The sequence below is a fragment of the Paenibacillus caui genome, from assembly GCF_019904135.1.
GTDB classification, from domain to species: Bacteria; Bacillota; Bacilli; order Paenibacillales; family Paenibacillaceae; genus Fontibacillus; species Fontibacillus caui.
Genome location: NZ_JAIOGQ010000006.1, coordinates 70,186 through 87,084, shown reverse-complemented (window position 1 = coordinate 87,084; position 16,899 = coordinate 70,186). Strand labels below are relative to the sequence as shown.

The 16,899-nt window shown below is 54.9% G+C and carries 13 protein-coding genes; all 13 read right to left on the bottom strand.

Annotated features, from left to right (window positions below; translation table 11 throughout):
• Nucleotides 1-6: 6 nt before the first annotated feature.
• The gene (locus tag K7397_RS05385; protein WP_223066921.1) at nt 7-2,631 is read right to left on the bottom strand and encodes a discoidin domain-containing protein; all 2,625 of its coding nucleotides are present in this window, start codon (nt 2,629-2,631) and stop codon (nt 7-9) included.
• Between the two features lie 111 nt (nt 2,632-2,742).
• Nucleotides 2,743-4,269: a glycosyl hydrolase gene (locus tag K7397_RS05380; protein WP_223066920.1), complete on the bottom strand. Its 1,527-nt coding sequence runs from the start codon at nt 4,267-4,269 to the stop codon at nt 2,743-2,745.
• Between the two features lie 62 nt (nt 4,270-4,331).
• Complete coding sequence (locus K7397_RS05375; RefSeq protein ID WP_223066978.1) at nt 4,332-5,711, bottom strand: sugar phosphate nucleotidyltransferase; 1,380 nt, start codon at nt 5,709-5,711, stop codon at nt 4,332-4,334.
• A 17-nt stretch (nt 5,712-5,728) separates the two neighbouring features.
• Nucleotides 5,729-7,069: a UDP-glucose dehydrogenase family protein gene (locus tag K7397_RS05370; protein ID WP_223066919.1), complete on the bottom strand. Its 1,341-nt coding sequence runs from the start codon at nt 7,067-7,069 to the stop codon at nt 5,729-5,731.
• A gap of 5 nt (nt 7,070-7,074) precedes the next feature.
• Nucleotides 7,075-8,175 carry a glycosyltransferase gene (locus tag K7397_RS05365; protein WP_223066918.1) on the bottom strand — a complete coding sequence of 367 codons (1,101 nt, stop codon included), beginning with the start codon at nt 8,173-8,175 and terminating at the stop codon, nt 7,075-7,077.
• A 31-nt stretch (nt 8,176-8,206) separates the two neighbouring features.
• A complete protein-coding gene (locus tag K7397_RS05360) occupies nt 8,207-9,352 on the bottom strand; it encodes a glycosyltransferase family 4 protein (protein WP_223066917.1) in 1,146 nt (381 codons plus the stop codon).
• Complete coding sequence (locus K7397_RS05355) at nt 9,349-10,533, bottom strand: glycosyltransferase family 4 protein (RefSeq protein ID WP_223066916.1); 1,185 nt, start codon at nt 10,531-10,533, stop codon at nt 9,349-9,351. Before K7397_RS05355 ends, K7397_RS05360 begins: the two co-directional genes overlap by 4 nt.
• The gene (locus tag K7397_RS05350; RefSeq protein ID WP_223066915.1) at nt 10,520-11,377 is read right to left on the bottom strand and encodes a glycosyltransferase family 2 protein; all 858 of its coding nucleotides are present in this window, start codon (nt 11,375-11,377) and stop codon (nt 10,520-10,522) included. The genes K7397_RS05355 and K7397_RS05350 overlap by 14 nt, the downstream gene beginning before the upstream one ends.
• 19 nt (nt 11,378-11,396) lie before the next feature.
• A complete protein-coding gene (locus K7397_RS05345) occupies nt 11,397-12,776 on the bottom strand; it encodes a lipopolysaccharide biosynthesis protein (protein WP_223066914.1) in 1,380 nt (459 codons plus the stop codon).
• Complete coding sequence (locus K7397_RS05340; RefSeq protein ID WP_223066913.1) at nt 12,758-14,230, bottom strand: O-antigen ligase family protein; 1,473 nt, start codon at nt 14,228-14,230, stop codon at nt 12,758-12,760. Before K7397_RS05340 ends, K7397_RS05345 begins: the two co-directional genes overlap by 19 nt.
• Complete coding sequence (locus tag K7397_RS05335) at nt 14,227-14,751, bottom strand: VanZ family protein (RefSeq protein WP_223066912.1); 525 nt, start codon at nt 14,749-14,751, stop codon at nt 14,227-14,229. Before K7397_RS05335 ends, K7397_RS05340 begins: the two co-directional genes overlap by 4 nt.
• On the bottom strand, nt 14,744-15,544 hold the full coding sequence (locus K7397_RS05330; protein WP_223066911.1) for a WecB/TagA/CpsF family glycosyltransferase: 801 nt from the start codon (nt 15,542-15,544) through the stop codon (nt 14,744-14,746). The genes K7397_RS05335 and K7397_RS05330 overlap by 8 nt, the downstream gene beginning before the upstream one ends.
• A 14-nt stretch (nt 15,545-15,558) precedes the next feature.
• Entirely contained in the window at nt 15,559-16,893 is a 1,335-nt protein-coding gene (locus K7397_RS05325) for an O-antigen ligase family protein (protein WP_223066910.1), read from the bottom strand.
• Nucleotides 16,894-16,899 lie beyond the last annotated feature (6 nt).

Here is a 16,899-nt window from a genome sequence, read left to right as displayed (position 1 = left end):
GCCTGCTCATTTTCCGGAATACATCCGCAGCTCATGGATCGACCAATAGTTGCCCCCGGTCCCTCTCTGTGAGATGCGGACGAACCTGGCTCTTACCTGCGCAAATGAAATGTCCGTCCTCTCTTTCTCTCCTTTGCCCACTGCTGCCTGCTTCCAGTTCATCCCGTCCGCCGATACATCAACCTCATACTGGCGGGGATAATCGTAAGGCGATTTCGCATATTCCAGCGTGATCCGGCCGACCTGCTCCAAATCGCCCAGATCAATCTGATAATAGGAGCCGGGGGTCTGGTTGCTCGCCGTATCCCAGCGTGTACGCGGATTTCCGTCAATAGCGCCCTGCGGGCCGGATTTGCCCCTGTCTATATTGGAGGAGACCTTCCATCCCTTGCGATCCAGCTCCGCTTCCCCGGTAAAGGTTACTAAGGAAGGAACTGACATGGCTTCCGAACCGTTCGCCCTTACCGCATAGCGGTAGGTCGTACCCTCCGCCACATCGTGATCCGTATACTCCGTCTGCTTCACCTCACTCGCAATCGTCTGAAAGCTCCCCGAGGGGCGATCGGAGCGAAGCACATCATAACTCTTCGCCCCTTCGGATTCCTCCCATTCCACCAGCACCCCTGCTCGATTGTCTCCGGAAGCATGCACCCAGGCAGGCGATTGAGCCTTGACTAGAGAGGAGGGCTGCAAAATATATTGGACAGCCTCTCCCGGTCCGAGCGTTACGTTAAACGTTAAATCCGGTGTCGCTTCAAGTCCTGTAACATACGTTCTCGCCTGTTCGTAGGTCTCCCCAGGACCAAACCGTTCTCCTTCATAGACGAGCTTCTCCGGCATGGTCATCTTCACCTTAAGCGTCTGCGCGGAGTTCTCGAAATTGACGAAATTCAGCAGTATCTTGTTCGACGTGGCGCCTGAGCCCGCCAGCGGCTTAAGGGTTGATGTATCCACCGCCCGCACGTAGACCAGCTTATCCCGGGTCTCCTCCGTATTCAAGACCTGGTATGGAAGCGGCTTGCCGTGAGTCGCGTACGCCAGGGTCAGTCTTCTCATAATATCGACCCGCGAATCGCCTCCGGATTTGAAACCGTAAATTTCGGTTTTGGCCGGATTATGCTGCGACAGGTCAAAGCCACTGGCAAACAGGGAATAGTCCTTAAAGAAAGCGGCGTGCTGGATGAACATGTCGGCAAAGCCGATATGCGCGCGCATGATCCGGTCGAAAGCCGCGGACTGCGGCTTCGAAGCGCCATAGGCCGGCAGATCGGTATGGCTATCCGAGGTGCCGAACTCCGTCGTCAGCATCTGCTTGCTAAAGGCATCTTTCGCGCCCTGAAAGGTCAACAGGTTCTCCGTGAGGCTTCCCCCTTCAGGATCGGCGTAGGAGCTTCCGTAGGCATGACCGTTCGTCAAATCGGTCACGCGCTCCAGCTCAAGGCGCTGCTTCGGGTCTCTTTCCCAGCCATCCGGATCTCCGCATGTCCGCGTACGGCCGCTCTGGTTCTGGCATGCGTCGATCGAATAGGCCGGCCAGTAGGCCCAGCCCGGAGCGACCGTCTTCAGGTGGGGTGCAATTTGCTTGCCTTGCTTGTTAAGCCAGCGGGCAACCTCCATATCGACAGCTTTGGAGCGATTGAACAGCCCCGGCTCATTATCCACTTCGTAATATTGGAAGTAGGATCCGTATGCTTTGAAATAATCCGTCAGCTTCCGCCGGGCTGCCTCCGGCAGCGAACCGTCAGCGTTAAGCTTGATGTCGCCCGTGTACAAGTACATGGCAACAGCCTGTGTATTGTACTGCTTCAGCACCTTGTAATAGTCCCCGACGCTCGAACACGCATCGCCGACATTACTGGCGCAGCTGACCCGCATCATATTTCCGCTGTAAGCCAGTCCCAGCCATTTCAGAATATACGGCAGATGCCGGACAGCTCCTTCATCGTAATAAAATTCGTAATTGTTCACATTCGTACCTGTCAGCACATAGCTTCCGTGGATCGGTTCATCAGCCGGAGCCGACAAAGCTTCCAGACTGAGATCATCCCAGCTCAACCAGGTATAAGGGTCTTCGGCGGAGGAGCAATAAAGGCACCGTACGGTTTGAAGCTTCAGCTCATTGCTTCCGGTCTGAAGCTGTTCCTTGGGAATATAGAGCTCATAGGCCTTGTCAAACGAATAGCCGCTTCCGGTGCCGCTCGCGCCCCCGATTTGAATAATCCCGGAGAGCTGACCGTTGGAGAAGACAGCCATCTGCGGTACCGATTTATAGGCATTCAGGATTTTAACCCGAAACAAGACCCCGTATTTCGGGATCTTCTCGAGATTGTACTCAATTTGGAATACCGGATTGACGGAACCGTTCAGACCGGACGGTACTGATCCCGAAACCGCGGTCTCTCCTTTAGAGGCAAGAGTGACGGAATGCGTATTACTTCCGCTTCCCGTAAATTCTTCCGCTGATCCGTCTTCCGTTCCGAGCTGCCACAGAAGCGGATTATTGCCTTTCGTGCTAAGCAAAGCGAGATCGGTTGTCGAAGCCCGGCCCGTAAAAGATAACAAGACGATAAGTCCGATGAGTTCCAGCAAAAATATGAATAGTTTAGCTTTTGAGATACGCCCTATTACCATATTTTGTTATTCACCTCACATTTGTCAGCCGACGAGCAGAAGAAACCGGTCGTCTTCTAAATGCCTGCAGCCTTTTTAGCGAAAAAAACGCAGGAAGCGCAGGGCAGCTGCCTATTTTTGTGTCCGAACATGGCTAAAGGGCTGGAACAACGCGCCGGGGGGGACGATTTCTTTGGACTGGCTCGGGCTCTCCCACATCAATTTGACCATGCTGTCGCCCCTTGCCTCATAATATTCCACTTTGATGTCATAAAGCTGTCCGGCACTTAAATCAATCTTCCCCTTTCGCTCCACCCAGCTTTGCCTGAACCAGCTGTCGATAATCAGATTGCCGTCGATCCAGACGCGAATTCCGTCGTCCGACAGGGTGCTGATCGTGTATTTTTCACTGTAGAGCGGCTGAATCTTTCCCGTCCATCTCACCGAGAAGAAGTCCTTCGGAATTGATAATTCGGGAGACCCGTTTCGCCAATTGAACTGAATGCTGTCATCCTTTCGCATGATGGGGACGCCAGAAAGCTTGGCGTTTGAGAAATATTCCCCATACAGGCCGTTCTCCAAGGGAACAGCCGCTTTCGCGAACGACGATACATTTTGTTGTACAAGCACCAGCTTATCCCTGGAAAGAACATAGCCGCTGTTCATGAACGTACTGATCCTGGATGCCGAGTTGTTCTCGGTCAGCATTTTCCCCCAGGTCATCATATAAGCCCACTTATTCTGGGTGATTTCAAGAGCCTCCAGATCGGGAAGCTCACCGCTTTCGCCGATGGCAATCGGCTTGCCTTGCGCCAAGCTGAGCAACCCGTCGTAGTAGGACTGCCGAAAATCGCTATTGTAAATGTCAATGGCAAGCACATCCACCTTGGCTAGACCCGGAAAATACAGGGAGTAAGGTTCAGCATAGCCGTTTGGCGCGTTGGGACTCCATACCCACAGCAGATTGTTCAGCCCGTGTACATTGACGAAACGGTCATACATGACATTCCAAAGCTTGTTGAAATGATTTTTTTGCCCCCACCAAAACCAGTCGCCGTTCATCTCATGGTAAGGTCTCCACAAAACGGGAACGCCGGCATCGCTAAGCTTCTTGAGGGAGGCAGCCACACTGTCGAGATCCTGAATCAGCTTCCCGTATTCTGCCGTTCCTGGAGTTACGTACTTGTCAAATTCCGATTGACTGATGGACTTCTGGACGTTAGACCAGGCTTTAGCTGTTCCGGGCAAGCTTTCGTGGAACGTGATGCTGACCATTCCGCCTGCTTTGTACCAGCGTATGGCGCTGTCAACAACACTGCTGCGCTGCCGGGCGATCTGATCCTCGGTTTGACCCGAAATTGCGCCGAGCTCATAGCCGTGCAGACCGGCATATTGCCCGCTGATTTTATTCAGTTTGTTATTTTGATCGTCCGGACTTTCCAAATAGTCGTGCTGCCCTGCAATGATATTTTCCCCGGATACGTGATATAAGGTGTTCAGCAGCTCCCGCGCCTCCCTGGTTACCTTCGGATTAACGGGGCTCATCATCATCGCAGCCCAGGACGCAGGAGCTCCAAGCGATGAAGAGCAGAGAGACAGCAGCAGGGAAATGGATAAAATTCGATAAATAAAACGATACATACGTGTACTTCGTATCATGATCTCACCTTTCCTTGAGCGGAATACCGTATGTATTGCCATTCCTTTGGATACGGGTTTGATTAAGAAATAAACTGCTGCAGCACAATATCATTCCAATTCATGCAAATCCGGACAATATCCTCCTCTACCAGGTCGGAGCCTGTCTGAACTTCGATAAACTCCACATCGCTGACGGCAAAAATACTGTGCTTGGTCCCCTCCGGAATCCGCACAACATCGCCGGCCCGAACCTCGTACATTCTTTCGTTCAGAACGACCTTGGCCTCTCCGCTGACCACCGTCCATATTTCGCTCCGCTTATGGTGCAACTGGTAGCTGATATTTCTGCCGGCATGGATGAAAATCCGCTTGGTCAGCACCTTTCTTCCGTCATCATATTGGATATAGTCGACGACCCGGTAATGTCCCCACCGGCGTTCCTCGTACATCGGTCTTTGCTCGAAAGACCCCAGCACCTCTTTGATGCGCGGGCTTGCATCCTTTTGGGTGACCAGGATGCCGTCGGGACTTGCAGCGACGATCAAATCCGGCGCCCCGATGACCGCAACGGGAATATCCAGCTCATTGATGAGACAGGTGCTGGCGGAATCGGAGGTCATCATTCCTTTTCCAAGCTGCGGAGTCGCCATTTCCTCCGTCAGCGTATTCCACGTGCCGAGGTCTTTCCAATATCCGTTGTAGGGAACAACGACGATTTCGCTTTCCCGTTCCACCACTTCATAATCGAAGCTGATTTTCGCCAGAAGCTTGTATTGCTTCTGCAGCTCTTCATAATGGACCGGAAGCCCTTTTCCGCGCAAAATATCCAGCAAATACCCGAGCCGGAAAGCGAACACGCCGCAGTTCCACAGGGCCTTCCGCTGAATCAGCTCCTTGGCCACCGCTTCCGTCGGCTTTTCCTGGAAACGGCTGACGGGCATATACCGTGCTCCGGCAGTCTCCGCAGGCTCAGTTTCTGGAATGATATATCCGTATTTCTCCGATGGATGATTCGGTACTACGCCGATCAGCGCCAGGTTCGCTCCGCTTTCAGCCAACGCTTCCTCCAGCTTCGCCACCGTGTGAAAGAACGCATCCTCCACGTAGGGATCGACCGGCAAAATCGCCACCGCCGTCTCCGGCGAAACCTTCTGGACAGAGTGAAGATACGCGGCTGTCAAGGCAATCGCGGGGAACGTGTCCCTCCGTTCCGGCTCGACGATAATCGGCACCTCCATGCCGAGCTGGCTCTGAATCATCTCAACCTGCGCCCGCCCGGTAGCCAAATAAGCGGAATCCGCCAATCCGGCTTCGCCAAGCTGCCGCCATACCCGCTGTACCATCGACTCCGGCCGCCCTTTCGGATCGTGCAGCACCTTCAAAAACTGCTTCGAACGCGAATCATTGGACAGCGGCCACAGTCTTTTTCCCGACCCTCCTGACAGTAGTACCAATTTCATCATTCACCCGCTCCTTTTCACAAAGCCTCCGCAATTTTGCGGGGATATTCGTAAAACTCGCCCATCTGCGGTCTGCCAACCGAAATATACTCAAGCCCGGTTCCTTCGATCTGCTTCTGTTCATAAACGTTGCGACCGTCAATGAGAACCGGCTGCCTCATCAGGCCGACAAGCTTATGCAGATTGAACTCCTTGAACTCGTTCCAATCGGTGAGCAGGCATACCGCATCGCACCCTTCCGCCGCTTCTTCCGCCGATCCGCACCAAAGCAGCCCCGGATGGTCAAACTTTTCCCTGAACCGGCCGAGGGCAATCGGATCGTACAGCTTGACGACCGCTCCCTCGCGAACCAGCGTCTCGACGATTTCGAGCGACGGCGCATCGCGGATGTCATCCGTTTCCGGCTTGAAGGCGACGCCCCAAATCCCGATGCGTGCTCCCCTGAGCCGCTCGAGCGATCCCTTCAGCTTGGCGATCACATTGTAGCGCTGATCTTTGTTCACCTCTACGACGGATTTGAGCAGCTTGAATTCATAGTCCACATTTCCGGCAATCTGGATGAGCGCGTTGGTATCCTTTGGAAAGCAAGAGCCGCCGTAGCCGATCCCTGCGTGCAGAAACGAAGAGCCGATTCTGCGGTCGCTGCCCATGCCCTTCGCCACCTCCGTCACATCCGCCCCCACCTTCTCGCAAATATTGGCGATTTCGTTAATGAACGAAATTTTGGTGGCCAGAAAAGCATTCGAAGCGTATTTGATCATTTCGGCGCTGCGGATATCGGTAATGAAGATGTTGTCCGTAAACGGGCGATGCAGCTCCGCCATCGTAGATTCCAGATCCCGGTTATCGAGGCCGATTACGATCCGGTCGGGCTTAAGCGTATCCTGTATGGCCGAGCCTTCACGCAGGAATTCCGGAACCGACACGACGTCAAACGGAAATGACGTATGAGCATCGATCACTCTGCGGATTTTCTCGTTCGTTCCAACCGGTACGGTGCTTTTCGTTATGATGATTTTGTAGCTATCCATCGCAATGCCGATGTCGACAGCGGCTTGCTCAATGTACTGCAAATCGGCTTCACCGTTTGGCAGGGAAGGCGTTCCTACAGCGAGGATGATAACGTCTGAGAGCCGAACCGCCTCATGCAAATCACTGGTAAACTTCAGTCTATCTTCAAGCATATTCTGTTCAATCAGTTCCTCGATGCCGGGCTCATAGATCGGCGACAGCATCCGGTTCAGTTTGGCAATCTTGTTCTCATCCTGATCCACGCATATGACCTGATTTCCCTTCATTGCAAAGCAAACTCCCGACACCAGTCCTACATAGCCGGTTCCAATGACTGCCAGCTTCATTTCCATCATCCTCCCTTGAGAAAATTCACATAAGACTCTTCCACATACCGTTTGAGCTGCTCCTTAAATGTGCGTTCATCAAATTTTTTGGCGTGGCTCACAATTTCCCCGACGTCCCAGGCGTGCCTTTCCACCTCGCCGACAGCGGCCAGCAAATCGTCAACCTCCTGGTTCTTAAAGAACACGCCGTTCACATACGGCACGATTGTGTCCAGCGCCCCTCCCGCCTGATAAGCGATGACCGGGCGGCCGGCGGCGTTGGCCTCCAGCGGCGTAATCCCGAAATCCTCCTCTCCGGGAAAAATAAACGCCCTGCACTCCGACATCAGCCCGTTCACCTGGCTGTCGTCCAGTCTGCCGAGGAAGCTGATGTTGCTTTTGGCCATTTCCGCCAGCCGCTTGCGGTCCGGACCGTCCCCGACGATATACAGGGGAAGTCCGCTCCGGTTGAAGGCCTCCACGGCCAGGTCGATCCGCTTGTAGGATACGAGCCTGGAAACGATCAAATAGTAGTCGCCGATCCGGGCCGAGCTTTGGAAGCGCGAAGTGTTGATCGGCGGAAAGATCACATCGGCATCCCGCTGATAATAGTTTTGGATTCTTCGCTTCACCACCGAAGAGTTGGCCACGAACTGGTTCACGTTGACCGCTGTTCTTTGATCCCAGGACTTAAGCTGCCGAATATAGATTTTGAGCAGCCTTTTGATCACCCCGGGCTGGCGCTGACGCTCCATATAAGTGTCGTAATCCCATGCAAACCGCATCGGCGTGTGGCAGTAGCAGAGATGAAACGTATTTTTCGGCACCTGAATGCCCTTTATAAAGGCGCTGCTGGAGCTGAGGACGATATCGAAACCGCGAAAATCGAAATCACGGATGGCGATCGGATAAAGGGGCAGCATCCCTTTGAAATAGGTTTTCACTCCCGGAATCCTTTGCAGCCAGGAAGACCGGATATCCGCGTCCTTAAGGGTATCCAGCAGGCGGCTGCTGCTGTAAACCGTCGTAAAGATCGGCGCCTCCGGATACATGTCATGAAGGACCTCTACGACCCGTTCGGCTCCACCCATTTGAATAAGGTAATCGTGCGCAATCGCAATTTTCATCCCAATCATCCTTTAGCTTAAGGAGGTCGTTTCATATCGTGGAGAGCAGACCTTCATAGTAATCAACAATGTCCTTGACTGTATTCTCGATCACAAAGCGCTCCTTCACCCGCTCTATTCCTTTGCGGCCCATCTGTTCGCGTTCCTCGGGATGTTCCAGCATCCAGCGGATCGCTCTGGCCAGATGTTCCGGCTGTCCCGGCGGAATCAGCAGGCCCGTTGCTCCGGGCAGGACGATCTCCGTCGGACCGCCTTCATTCGAGGCGATTACGGGAAGCCCGGCGGCCATGCCCTCAACGATCACCTGGCCAAACGGCTCCGGCGTGATGGAGGTATGAACCAGCAAATCCGCGGAGGCCATCAGGCTCTGCACGTCGTCGACATGCCCGAGCAGGGACACATTCGTCAGCCCGTGCTGCCGGATGTAGGCGATAAGCTCCTGTCTATAGGCTTCTTCGCCGAACAGGGCATCCCCGGCGATCCAGAACTTGACCTTGCGTTCGCTTAGAAAAGACCGCGCCGCCTCCAGCAGCACATGCTGTCCTTTCCAGCGCGCCAGCCGGCCGACAAGCAGCACATTGAACTCCTTGATCGGGCCGGATGTTCTGCTTCGTTCGCCGCTGATCGCTTTGGCGAAAGCCGAGTAGACGACCAGCGTCTTTTTGGATTTCGGCAGCGCCAGGGCGTTCAGCGTGGAGTTGGAGTTGGCGATTATGCCGTTCGGCAGCGTTCTTGACAGCAGGCGGATCGACTTCGCGACAATCGGCTTCAGGTACGGCGGGCCGATATGATCCCGGATATGCCAGATGAGCGGAACGCCTGCGCTCTTGGCAGCCACCGTGCCGTAAAGAGCCGACTTCAGCGAATTGGTATGAACGCAGGCGACCCCTTCTTCCTTCAGCAGCGGAGCAAGCTTTCTGCCATAAGCGAGCAGCTTGATGGCTGCGCCTGCAATGCCCGGGCTCAGGGCGTTTCGGCCCCGTGTTCTCACCTTTTCATCCAGGGGAACTACGCGGACATCGATGCCTTTCTCCCGCAGCCGGTCGGCCAGCGCTCCTTCCTCGGCAAGGATCACAAGCGGCTGAACCTGCCGGCCGACGTTCGTCAGAATGTTGAACAAGGCAACCTCTCCACCGCTCCATTTGGCGGTGTGGTCGATGTAGGCGATCTTCATCATCCCGATGCCGCCTCCTTTCCCAGCGCTTGCTGGAACACAGCCTCAATCCTGGTCGCTACGCCTTCCCAGGTGTACTTCTCCAGAACATGCTCCCGGCATTGTTCGCGATCCGGAAGCAGTCTCCGGTTGCTCAGGATGCGGAGCAAGCCTTCCGCGATATCCCCGCTGTCAGTGCTCTTGAACAGCAGGTCGGGGCGGAAAGCATTCAGAATCTCCCTGTTTCCGCCGACCGGGGTGGCCATGACCGGCAGTCCCGCCGCCATCGCCTCAACGGTGATCAGGCCGAAGCCTTCGAGCGCCTGGGTAGGGACGACGAACAGGTCGGCGGCCTGATAATAGGACGGAAGCTCTTCGTCCGGAATGTAGCCGAGCAGCCGAACCTTGCTGACCAGACCATAGTCGGCAATCCGGCTTTCCAGTTCGGCCCGCAGCGGGCCCCGGCCGCCGATTAGCAGAATCGCGTTTGGAAAATGAGCCGAGACCCGCTTCCATGCGTCGAGCAGTTGCAGCAGCCCCATCCGGTTCACAAGCCGGCGCACGGTGAGCACCGTTGTCGCCCCTTCCGGCAAATTCAGCTGCCTGCGAATGGCCAGACGGTTCGGAGCGGGAAAGAACCGGTTCACATCGGCCGCGCCGGGGATTATGACGATTCTATGGAGCGGCACGCCGTACAGCGAATGCAGAATATCGCGGAACGTTTCGCTCAAGACGATAAACCGGTCGGCCAGCCGGTAAGCTCTTCGCTCAATCGCCTTCGCGATCGTCGTCTTCACGCGGTGCTGAAAGCCCTTCCCCTCGATCTTCATCTCCTCGTTCCACGGGCCGTGGAAGGTCATGATCACGGGAATGCCCCGCTTCTTCGCTTCAATGGCTGGACCGATGCCGTACGGGGCGAAATGGGAATACAGGATGTCCACGTTCCCCTCGTCCATCCTTGCCGCCGCCAGCCGCTGAAAAGCCTCTTTCCGCTTCCAGATCGTCATCCCCGGGTCTCCGGCAAGATGCATGCTGAGGCCAGGAGGGGCATCCGGCTTCTCCTGGCTGCAGATCAGAGCCTGCACGCGGTTACCCCTGGACAGCTGCTCGCAGACCGATTTGAAATACGTGTTGAGTCCTCCCGGCTGAACCGAGGGCCAGCTTAAGCCTGTGGTCATCACGTCCAAACCGTCATTGTACGGCATAACTCGTCTCTCCTTTCTTTTCCGTTTCTTCCGGCTGATGCTGATGCTGATGCTGGTGTTCGTCGAGACGTGTCCGCCCAATCGTCAGCTCATAATGCTTGAAGCAGGAAAGAAATTCGTACATCATCCAAAAGACGGCTACGGCCAATCCGGCTACTCCCTTCCGGTACAAACCGTGAAGGAAATATTTCTGTACGAAGCGGGCCGGCGGACGGAACAGCAGATTGACCACCCGGAAGGACTTCCCTCTGCTGAAGGCTGTCTGGGCTTCAAGATCCGTATACTTGTTGAAACGCATGACATGATCATTAATGCTTCTGAATCCGTAGTGCCACAATACGCCTTTCAGCTTTAAAGTCCGTGAATGCTCAACATCCGGCATCTCGTGCACAAGACTGTCCGTAATTCTGTATTTCCGGCGGTTATAGAGCCGGACCAGATATTCCCCGCGATCAAGCCATCGGCCCAAAAAGTCTCCTATGCGGTACACCGAATAAGCCGTGTCCGGATCGGTCAGTTCCGGCTTCCGTCTGAGCAGGTCGGCTGCAAGTCTGGGATCCACCACCTCGTCCGTATCGATGAAGAAAATCCAATCATAGGAGGCCCGGTCCTCCCCAAATTGCCGCTGTTTGGCATACCCCGGCCACGGGTTGCTGTATACGCGGCAGCCTAGCGCCTCGGCGGTTTGCACCGTGCCGTCCTCGCTTCCGCCGTCAATCACGATAATTTCATCGGCGAAAGATCTGCAGGAGGCAATAGCGTTAGGAATTCGTTCTTCATCATTCTGGGCAATGATGACAACCGAAATCCGGTTGTTCCTCGAACCACTGACCAATTGAGGCATGGTGTCTTCCCTCTCCTCTCTAAACATTGACTGATTTTTTGCGCATCATGGAATTCATTGTCCCACGCAGCCACCTAATATCTTCCCGGGTGACCCAAAGCGGTGGAATTTTCACCTTTAGCGTATATTTGAAGTTAAACAGGATGAACGCGAAGCGCAGCAGCACCGATGCCAGCATGGCATATCCCGCCCCGACGAGCCCAAAACGCGGAACCAGCAGAAACAGCATCGGTACGACCAGCGCAAGCCCAAGTCCCTGCAGCAGGGTGACCACCTTCGGCTTGCCAAGGGCCATGAAGGCCTGAGCCAGCACCATCGTCCCTCCGCCGATCGCGACCTGGAGAAGCAGAAAGCGAAAAACGGCAAGCGCCTCCTTGAACTCCGGTCCGTACAAAAGCGTAAGCACAAACGGGGCGATCAGCATGAGTGCCGCGGACGCAAGCAGAGCTGCGGCGGTGCTGATCCGGAAAGCCCGGAACGTAATGTTGACTGCCTCTTTTTTGTCAAGTCCGCTGGCCTTCGGGAATAGCACCACGATAATCGAGGTAGAGAAAACGTTGACCATTCTCGCCAGGCTGACCGCCACGGCGTACAGTCCCAGATCGGCCGGCTTCAGAAGGCCGGCGATCAAAATTTGATCGATATAGTAGGATACCTGCCCCATCAAGTCGTTCCCGTAAGACCCGAGTCCGTAGGTGAACAGCCGTTTGAAGTGCTGAAAGCCGAGCTTTAATTTCGCTCCGTATACTTTAAGCATCCGGTAGGTCATCCCGATATAGAACGGAACGGAGGGGAGCAGGTAAGCCAGCGCCGACGTAAAAGCGTTCATGAAGCCTGTCACGATCAGCAGAACGAGCATCGCCAGCGTTGTCAGCGGCACCAGATACCTGAGCCGGTTGTACTGCTTGTATTCGTCCCGGACCTGGAGAATCGCGTTATTGATCTGGGAAATAACGATCAGCGGGCACAGAATCATGGACCACTGGGAGAACTGGACCACATCGGAATGAAAGGCTGTAAGCCAATAGGGCAGGACGATGATGCCGATGATCATCGCGATCCCGCCGCAGCCGGCACCCATTGCCAGGGCGGTCGCATATAATCCGCCGGTGTCCTCGGAACGCCGCTTCGAATTGTAGACCAAAGCGGAAGGAATCCCGAAGGTCATGCAAAACGCGAGAAACTGCGACCAGTTAACCATCGCCGTCTGCTCTCCGCGTCCGGTGGGACCAAGGTATCTTGCCGTCAGCACGCCGGTCACGATGTTGATCATCAGGATGAGGATGCTGAAGAACATCGTCTTTAATGCCGCCGAGCTGTGGGCCTTGCTCCTGGCAAAGCGTCCTACGCTTCTGAACACGGCTCTACCGGGAAACGACTTCACGTTGGACTGCTCCATGACCGCTCCTCCTCCTTTCCGGTTCGGATGATTTCCTTCGCGCCAAGCCCCATGCCGATCAGCATCCAGATCAGGTATCCCCGCATGCCGGGAAAGCCGTTGTCGGAAATCAGGCTGGCAATCGCCCCGGCCCAGACCGCCAGGGATAACCGGGCGTACAGTTGCAGCGGCCCTTTGCCGATGATGACGGCAATGATTTCTTTGCCGAGCGTTCCAAGCGCCCCGAAGAATAATATGCCTCCAGCCAGGCCAAACGTAAGCAGCAGGGCCAGAAATCCGTTGTCCATAATGCCATATTCGCCGAGCGCCCCTTCGTTCCCCAGCTTCGTTCCCGTTCCGACGCTGCCGATCCCCTCTCCTACCGGATTGTGAAGCACGGTTGGCAGCATCGTGTGCAGCAAATCCAGCCGTTCATTGTAGGAATGATCCTCTTCGATCGAGGTTAGCGTCTGCATCCGGGCTGTCAGTCCCTCGGCGCCGGGCAGCTTGGGGAGAGCCCAGGCGACGATCAGCGCAACCGCCGTCAATTGAACAAGCGTTCTCCACTTTCTCCGTGAAGGGGATGTGGCGATATAAACCAGCAGCATCACAATAATCATCAGCCAGGCCGACCGGACCAGCGTCGTCAGGAGACAAAAGGCCACCAGCAAGGGGCCGATCCATCCGAGCGTCCCCCTCCATTTCTTCTCAAGCACCATCGGAACAAGCGCGCAGGCCAGAAAGGCGGCAGCCGGTCCCGGAGAGTTCAGGGTGGAGAACACCCGTACTTCCAGCGGTTCCGGAACACCGATGGAGTTCATCTCCACATGGTTCATCCAAAAGGCGTCCCATGGAGGCACGGTCAAATACTGAATGATCCCGTACACCGAAACCAAAACGGCGATGTTGGCATAGCCGGACAGCATTTTATCCGTATCCTCCCCGCTGAAGCGCCTGACGGCAAAAAACGGAAGCAAGAGCAGCGGAATGCCGTAGTTGGCAAGGTCATACACGGAACTCGTTCCGTTCCTCGCAAGCCCGATTACGCTCCCGTACAGAAGCGCCGCCGCGAAGAAGAGCAATACTCTTCGGCAGGATTTCTCCGCAAGATGAATCCCCCGCAGCACCGGGATGATCGTCATCGAGCTGGCCAAGAGCGGCGCAAGACTCAGTATGGAGACTGAAGTGTATTCCCCGCTTGCCCAATCGGACAGGCGTCTAAGCTCCGGCCCTATCGCCCATACAAGCAAACAATAGGTAATCAACAGCCTTGAGCCGCTGAGAGCAAACAGAAAAGCCGGGAACAGAAGAACAAGGAGAATCGTTCCCTGCTGGCTCATGGCGGGACTGAGCTTCGCGCTGGCTGACCCGATCACAAGCGGCAAGGCCACGCAAACCGCCGCTGCGGCTCCGTAAGTCCAGTACGAACGGAAGCGACTCCAGAAGCCCGTCAGGACCGGGTTCACGATTCTCATGGCAGCCTCCGTTTCGCTGGCGGTATTTTTCGGATCCGCCTGGATTTATACCCCTTCCATCCTGCATACACAGCAATGCCTATCAGCGCTCCGGCCGCATCGAGCAGAACGTCCTGCGGACGCGAGCCCCGGTCTTTCACGAAGATCTGATGATATTCGTCCAAAGCGGCGTAGACGGTACAAAGGAGAAGCGAAGCCAGGGCCGCGGAGGAAAAGCTTGTTTTGAACAAGGTGATGACCGCCCAGGCCAGGCACAGACCGAGTATCGCGTATTCGATAAGATGCGCGAGCTTGCGCAGCAGAAACTCCGCAATAGCGGCGGAGCCCTCCGTTCTGCCGTCAATGGTCAGCGTGCCGTAATGGATCGTCATTTGGGATAAATGACGGCTTACGCTGCTGCCTCTCAGCCATTCCGACAGTGGCTCCTTGATCGACTGGCGTTCGTAGGACTGGGACGAGAACAGGAAGATCATAAGCATGACAGCGATGGGTATGCAGAGCAGCCGAACCGGCCTATTCATGGTCGTCAGCGGAATTCAGCACATCCGCCCCCTCCCTTCTCCTCTTGTTCTGCTTCATAAGTTCCTTCATGAACAATCCCAGAAACTGCGCGTCATCAATCAGGTATCTCTTCCACAGGCGCCGAGGCTCCTGGGCCAGTCGCCAGAACCATTCGAAGCCCGCCTTTTGCATAAAGTCCGGCGCCCGCTTGACAGCTCCCGCCAGAAAATCAAAGGTGGCTCCTACGCCAATCGAAACGGGCGCACGGTACTCAAGGTAATTGCGGTAGATCCACTTTTCCTGCTTGGGCGCCCCTACGCCGACGAAGACAATGTCGGGCTTGCAATCGATCAGCATGCGCACGATATACTCATTCTCTTCCGCATTTTTCTCGAAGCCGTAGGAAGGGGAGTAGCAGCCGACAATGTTCATGTCCGGATACGAACGCTTGAGGTTGCGCGACGCCATTTCGGGCACGCCGCTGGCTGCCCCGAGAAAGAAGAGACGGTACTGTCTCGTTTCAAACGCCTCGCCCAGCCTGCTAAAGAGATCGGAGCCGGACACCTTTTGCTTCAGCGGCCTGCCCAGAAGCCGGGAGGCCCATATGATGGGCATGCCATCCGCAACGACGGCACCCGCTTTGGCATACACATTCCTGAATTCGGAATCCTTGCGCAGCTTGACGAGATGATCGACGTTGCAGGTCAGAATGTAGGAAGATTTCTGCTGCCGGATGGAATTGTCGATATAGTCAAGCAAATCCGAAAAATCATAGTTGTTGAAGTTAACATCAAACAGGTTTATTCGGCTCATCGTATCACTTCTCTTTAAGAGGAATCGGTTGCCGCGGGCCTTGAATACCGGTACAGACAGTTCAAATACCAGCAAAACGGGATAATGAACTGCACGGTGGACAACGTGTTGTCGGAGAACGAGTAAATCAGAAAAGCCAGAATGAATCCGGCATAGTAGGGCTTAATCTGCCGCGGCAGCACTTTGTTTACCTTGATGAATACTGCGAGCAGCGAAAGGAACAGCAAGCCGCAGCCGATAAGGCCGGTATCCACGTAGAAGCGGATATACTCGTTATGGGGAACGACAAACCCTTTAAACAGGGAGCCGTCGTTCGCCACGGTTACGGAGCCGAGTCCTCTGCCCGCCAAAGTATGACCTTCCACTTTACCCAGGAAATAGGTCCAGGCTTCCGATCGGCCCGACAAATCGATGCCTGTATCCGTTGTCCGTTCGAAGGAACGCTTCTTCAAATTGTTCCATTGCAGAAGAACTGCGCCGAGAATAACGAGAACCGAACCGGTCAGCGGAACAATCAGGTGCGCTTTGCCCTTCAGATACTGCCGCAGTGTATCGTAGAAGTAATACAGGGCGATGAAGATCATCGCCAGAATCGGCCCCCGCGTCCCGGTAGCAATCAGTATGGAAAAATTTACAACTATAACGATGTAAAAAAATACCGGCTTCGCCCCTACGCGCTTCAATTCCACAAACGGAATGGCGGTCCCCAGAAAGGCCAGCATCGCCAGGTGAGGGGGAATATTGGCCCCCTGCAGCCGGATCGCTCCTGTAAATTCCACATCGAGCATGGAATGCAGATGCAGGAACTGAAGGACCATGCCTACACCGACGCTAACGGCGGGGAGCAGGCAGATGATTTGCACCTGGCGCTGCGCCACCTCTTTCCTCCAGTTGATCAACAGGAAACAGAAGGGCAGCGAAAGACCGATAAACGACTTTACGGCAATCGACGCCGTTAGAAGCGGCAGCCAATCCGAGACGAAGAAGGTTATAAACACCATGGCGCACAGGGCCAGAACCGGGTAAGCGAATTTTAGCGAAATGCCGTATACCAGAAAGCAGGGAACCAGCAGCAGCAAAATACCGAGCTTGTATAAGGACAGTATTTCAATGCCAAACAATGTTCCGGTATACAAATAGTCGACGGAAAGAGCTGTCGACAGCAGTACGAAATAGCTGATGCGCTCCGGATGCCGGATCGTAACGGCAAGGAAAATGATCGCAAGAGCCAGAGCCGCACAGAGCGCCGGCTGATAAATGACTGCTCCTCCGAGCAGCAGGGCGGATATCAGGAAAACCGCTCCGTACGAATAAATGCTCCGTCTATCGCTCCATAGATAATTGATCATAGGGGT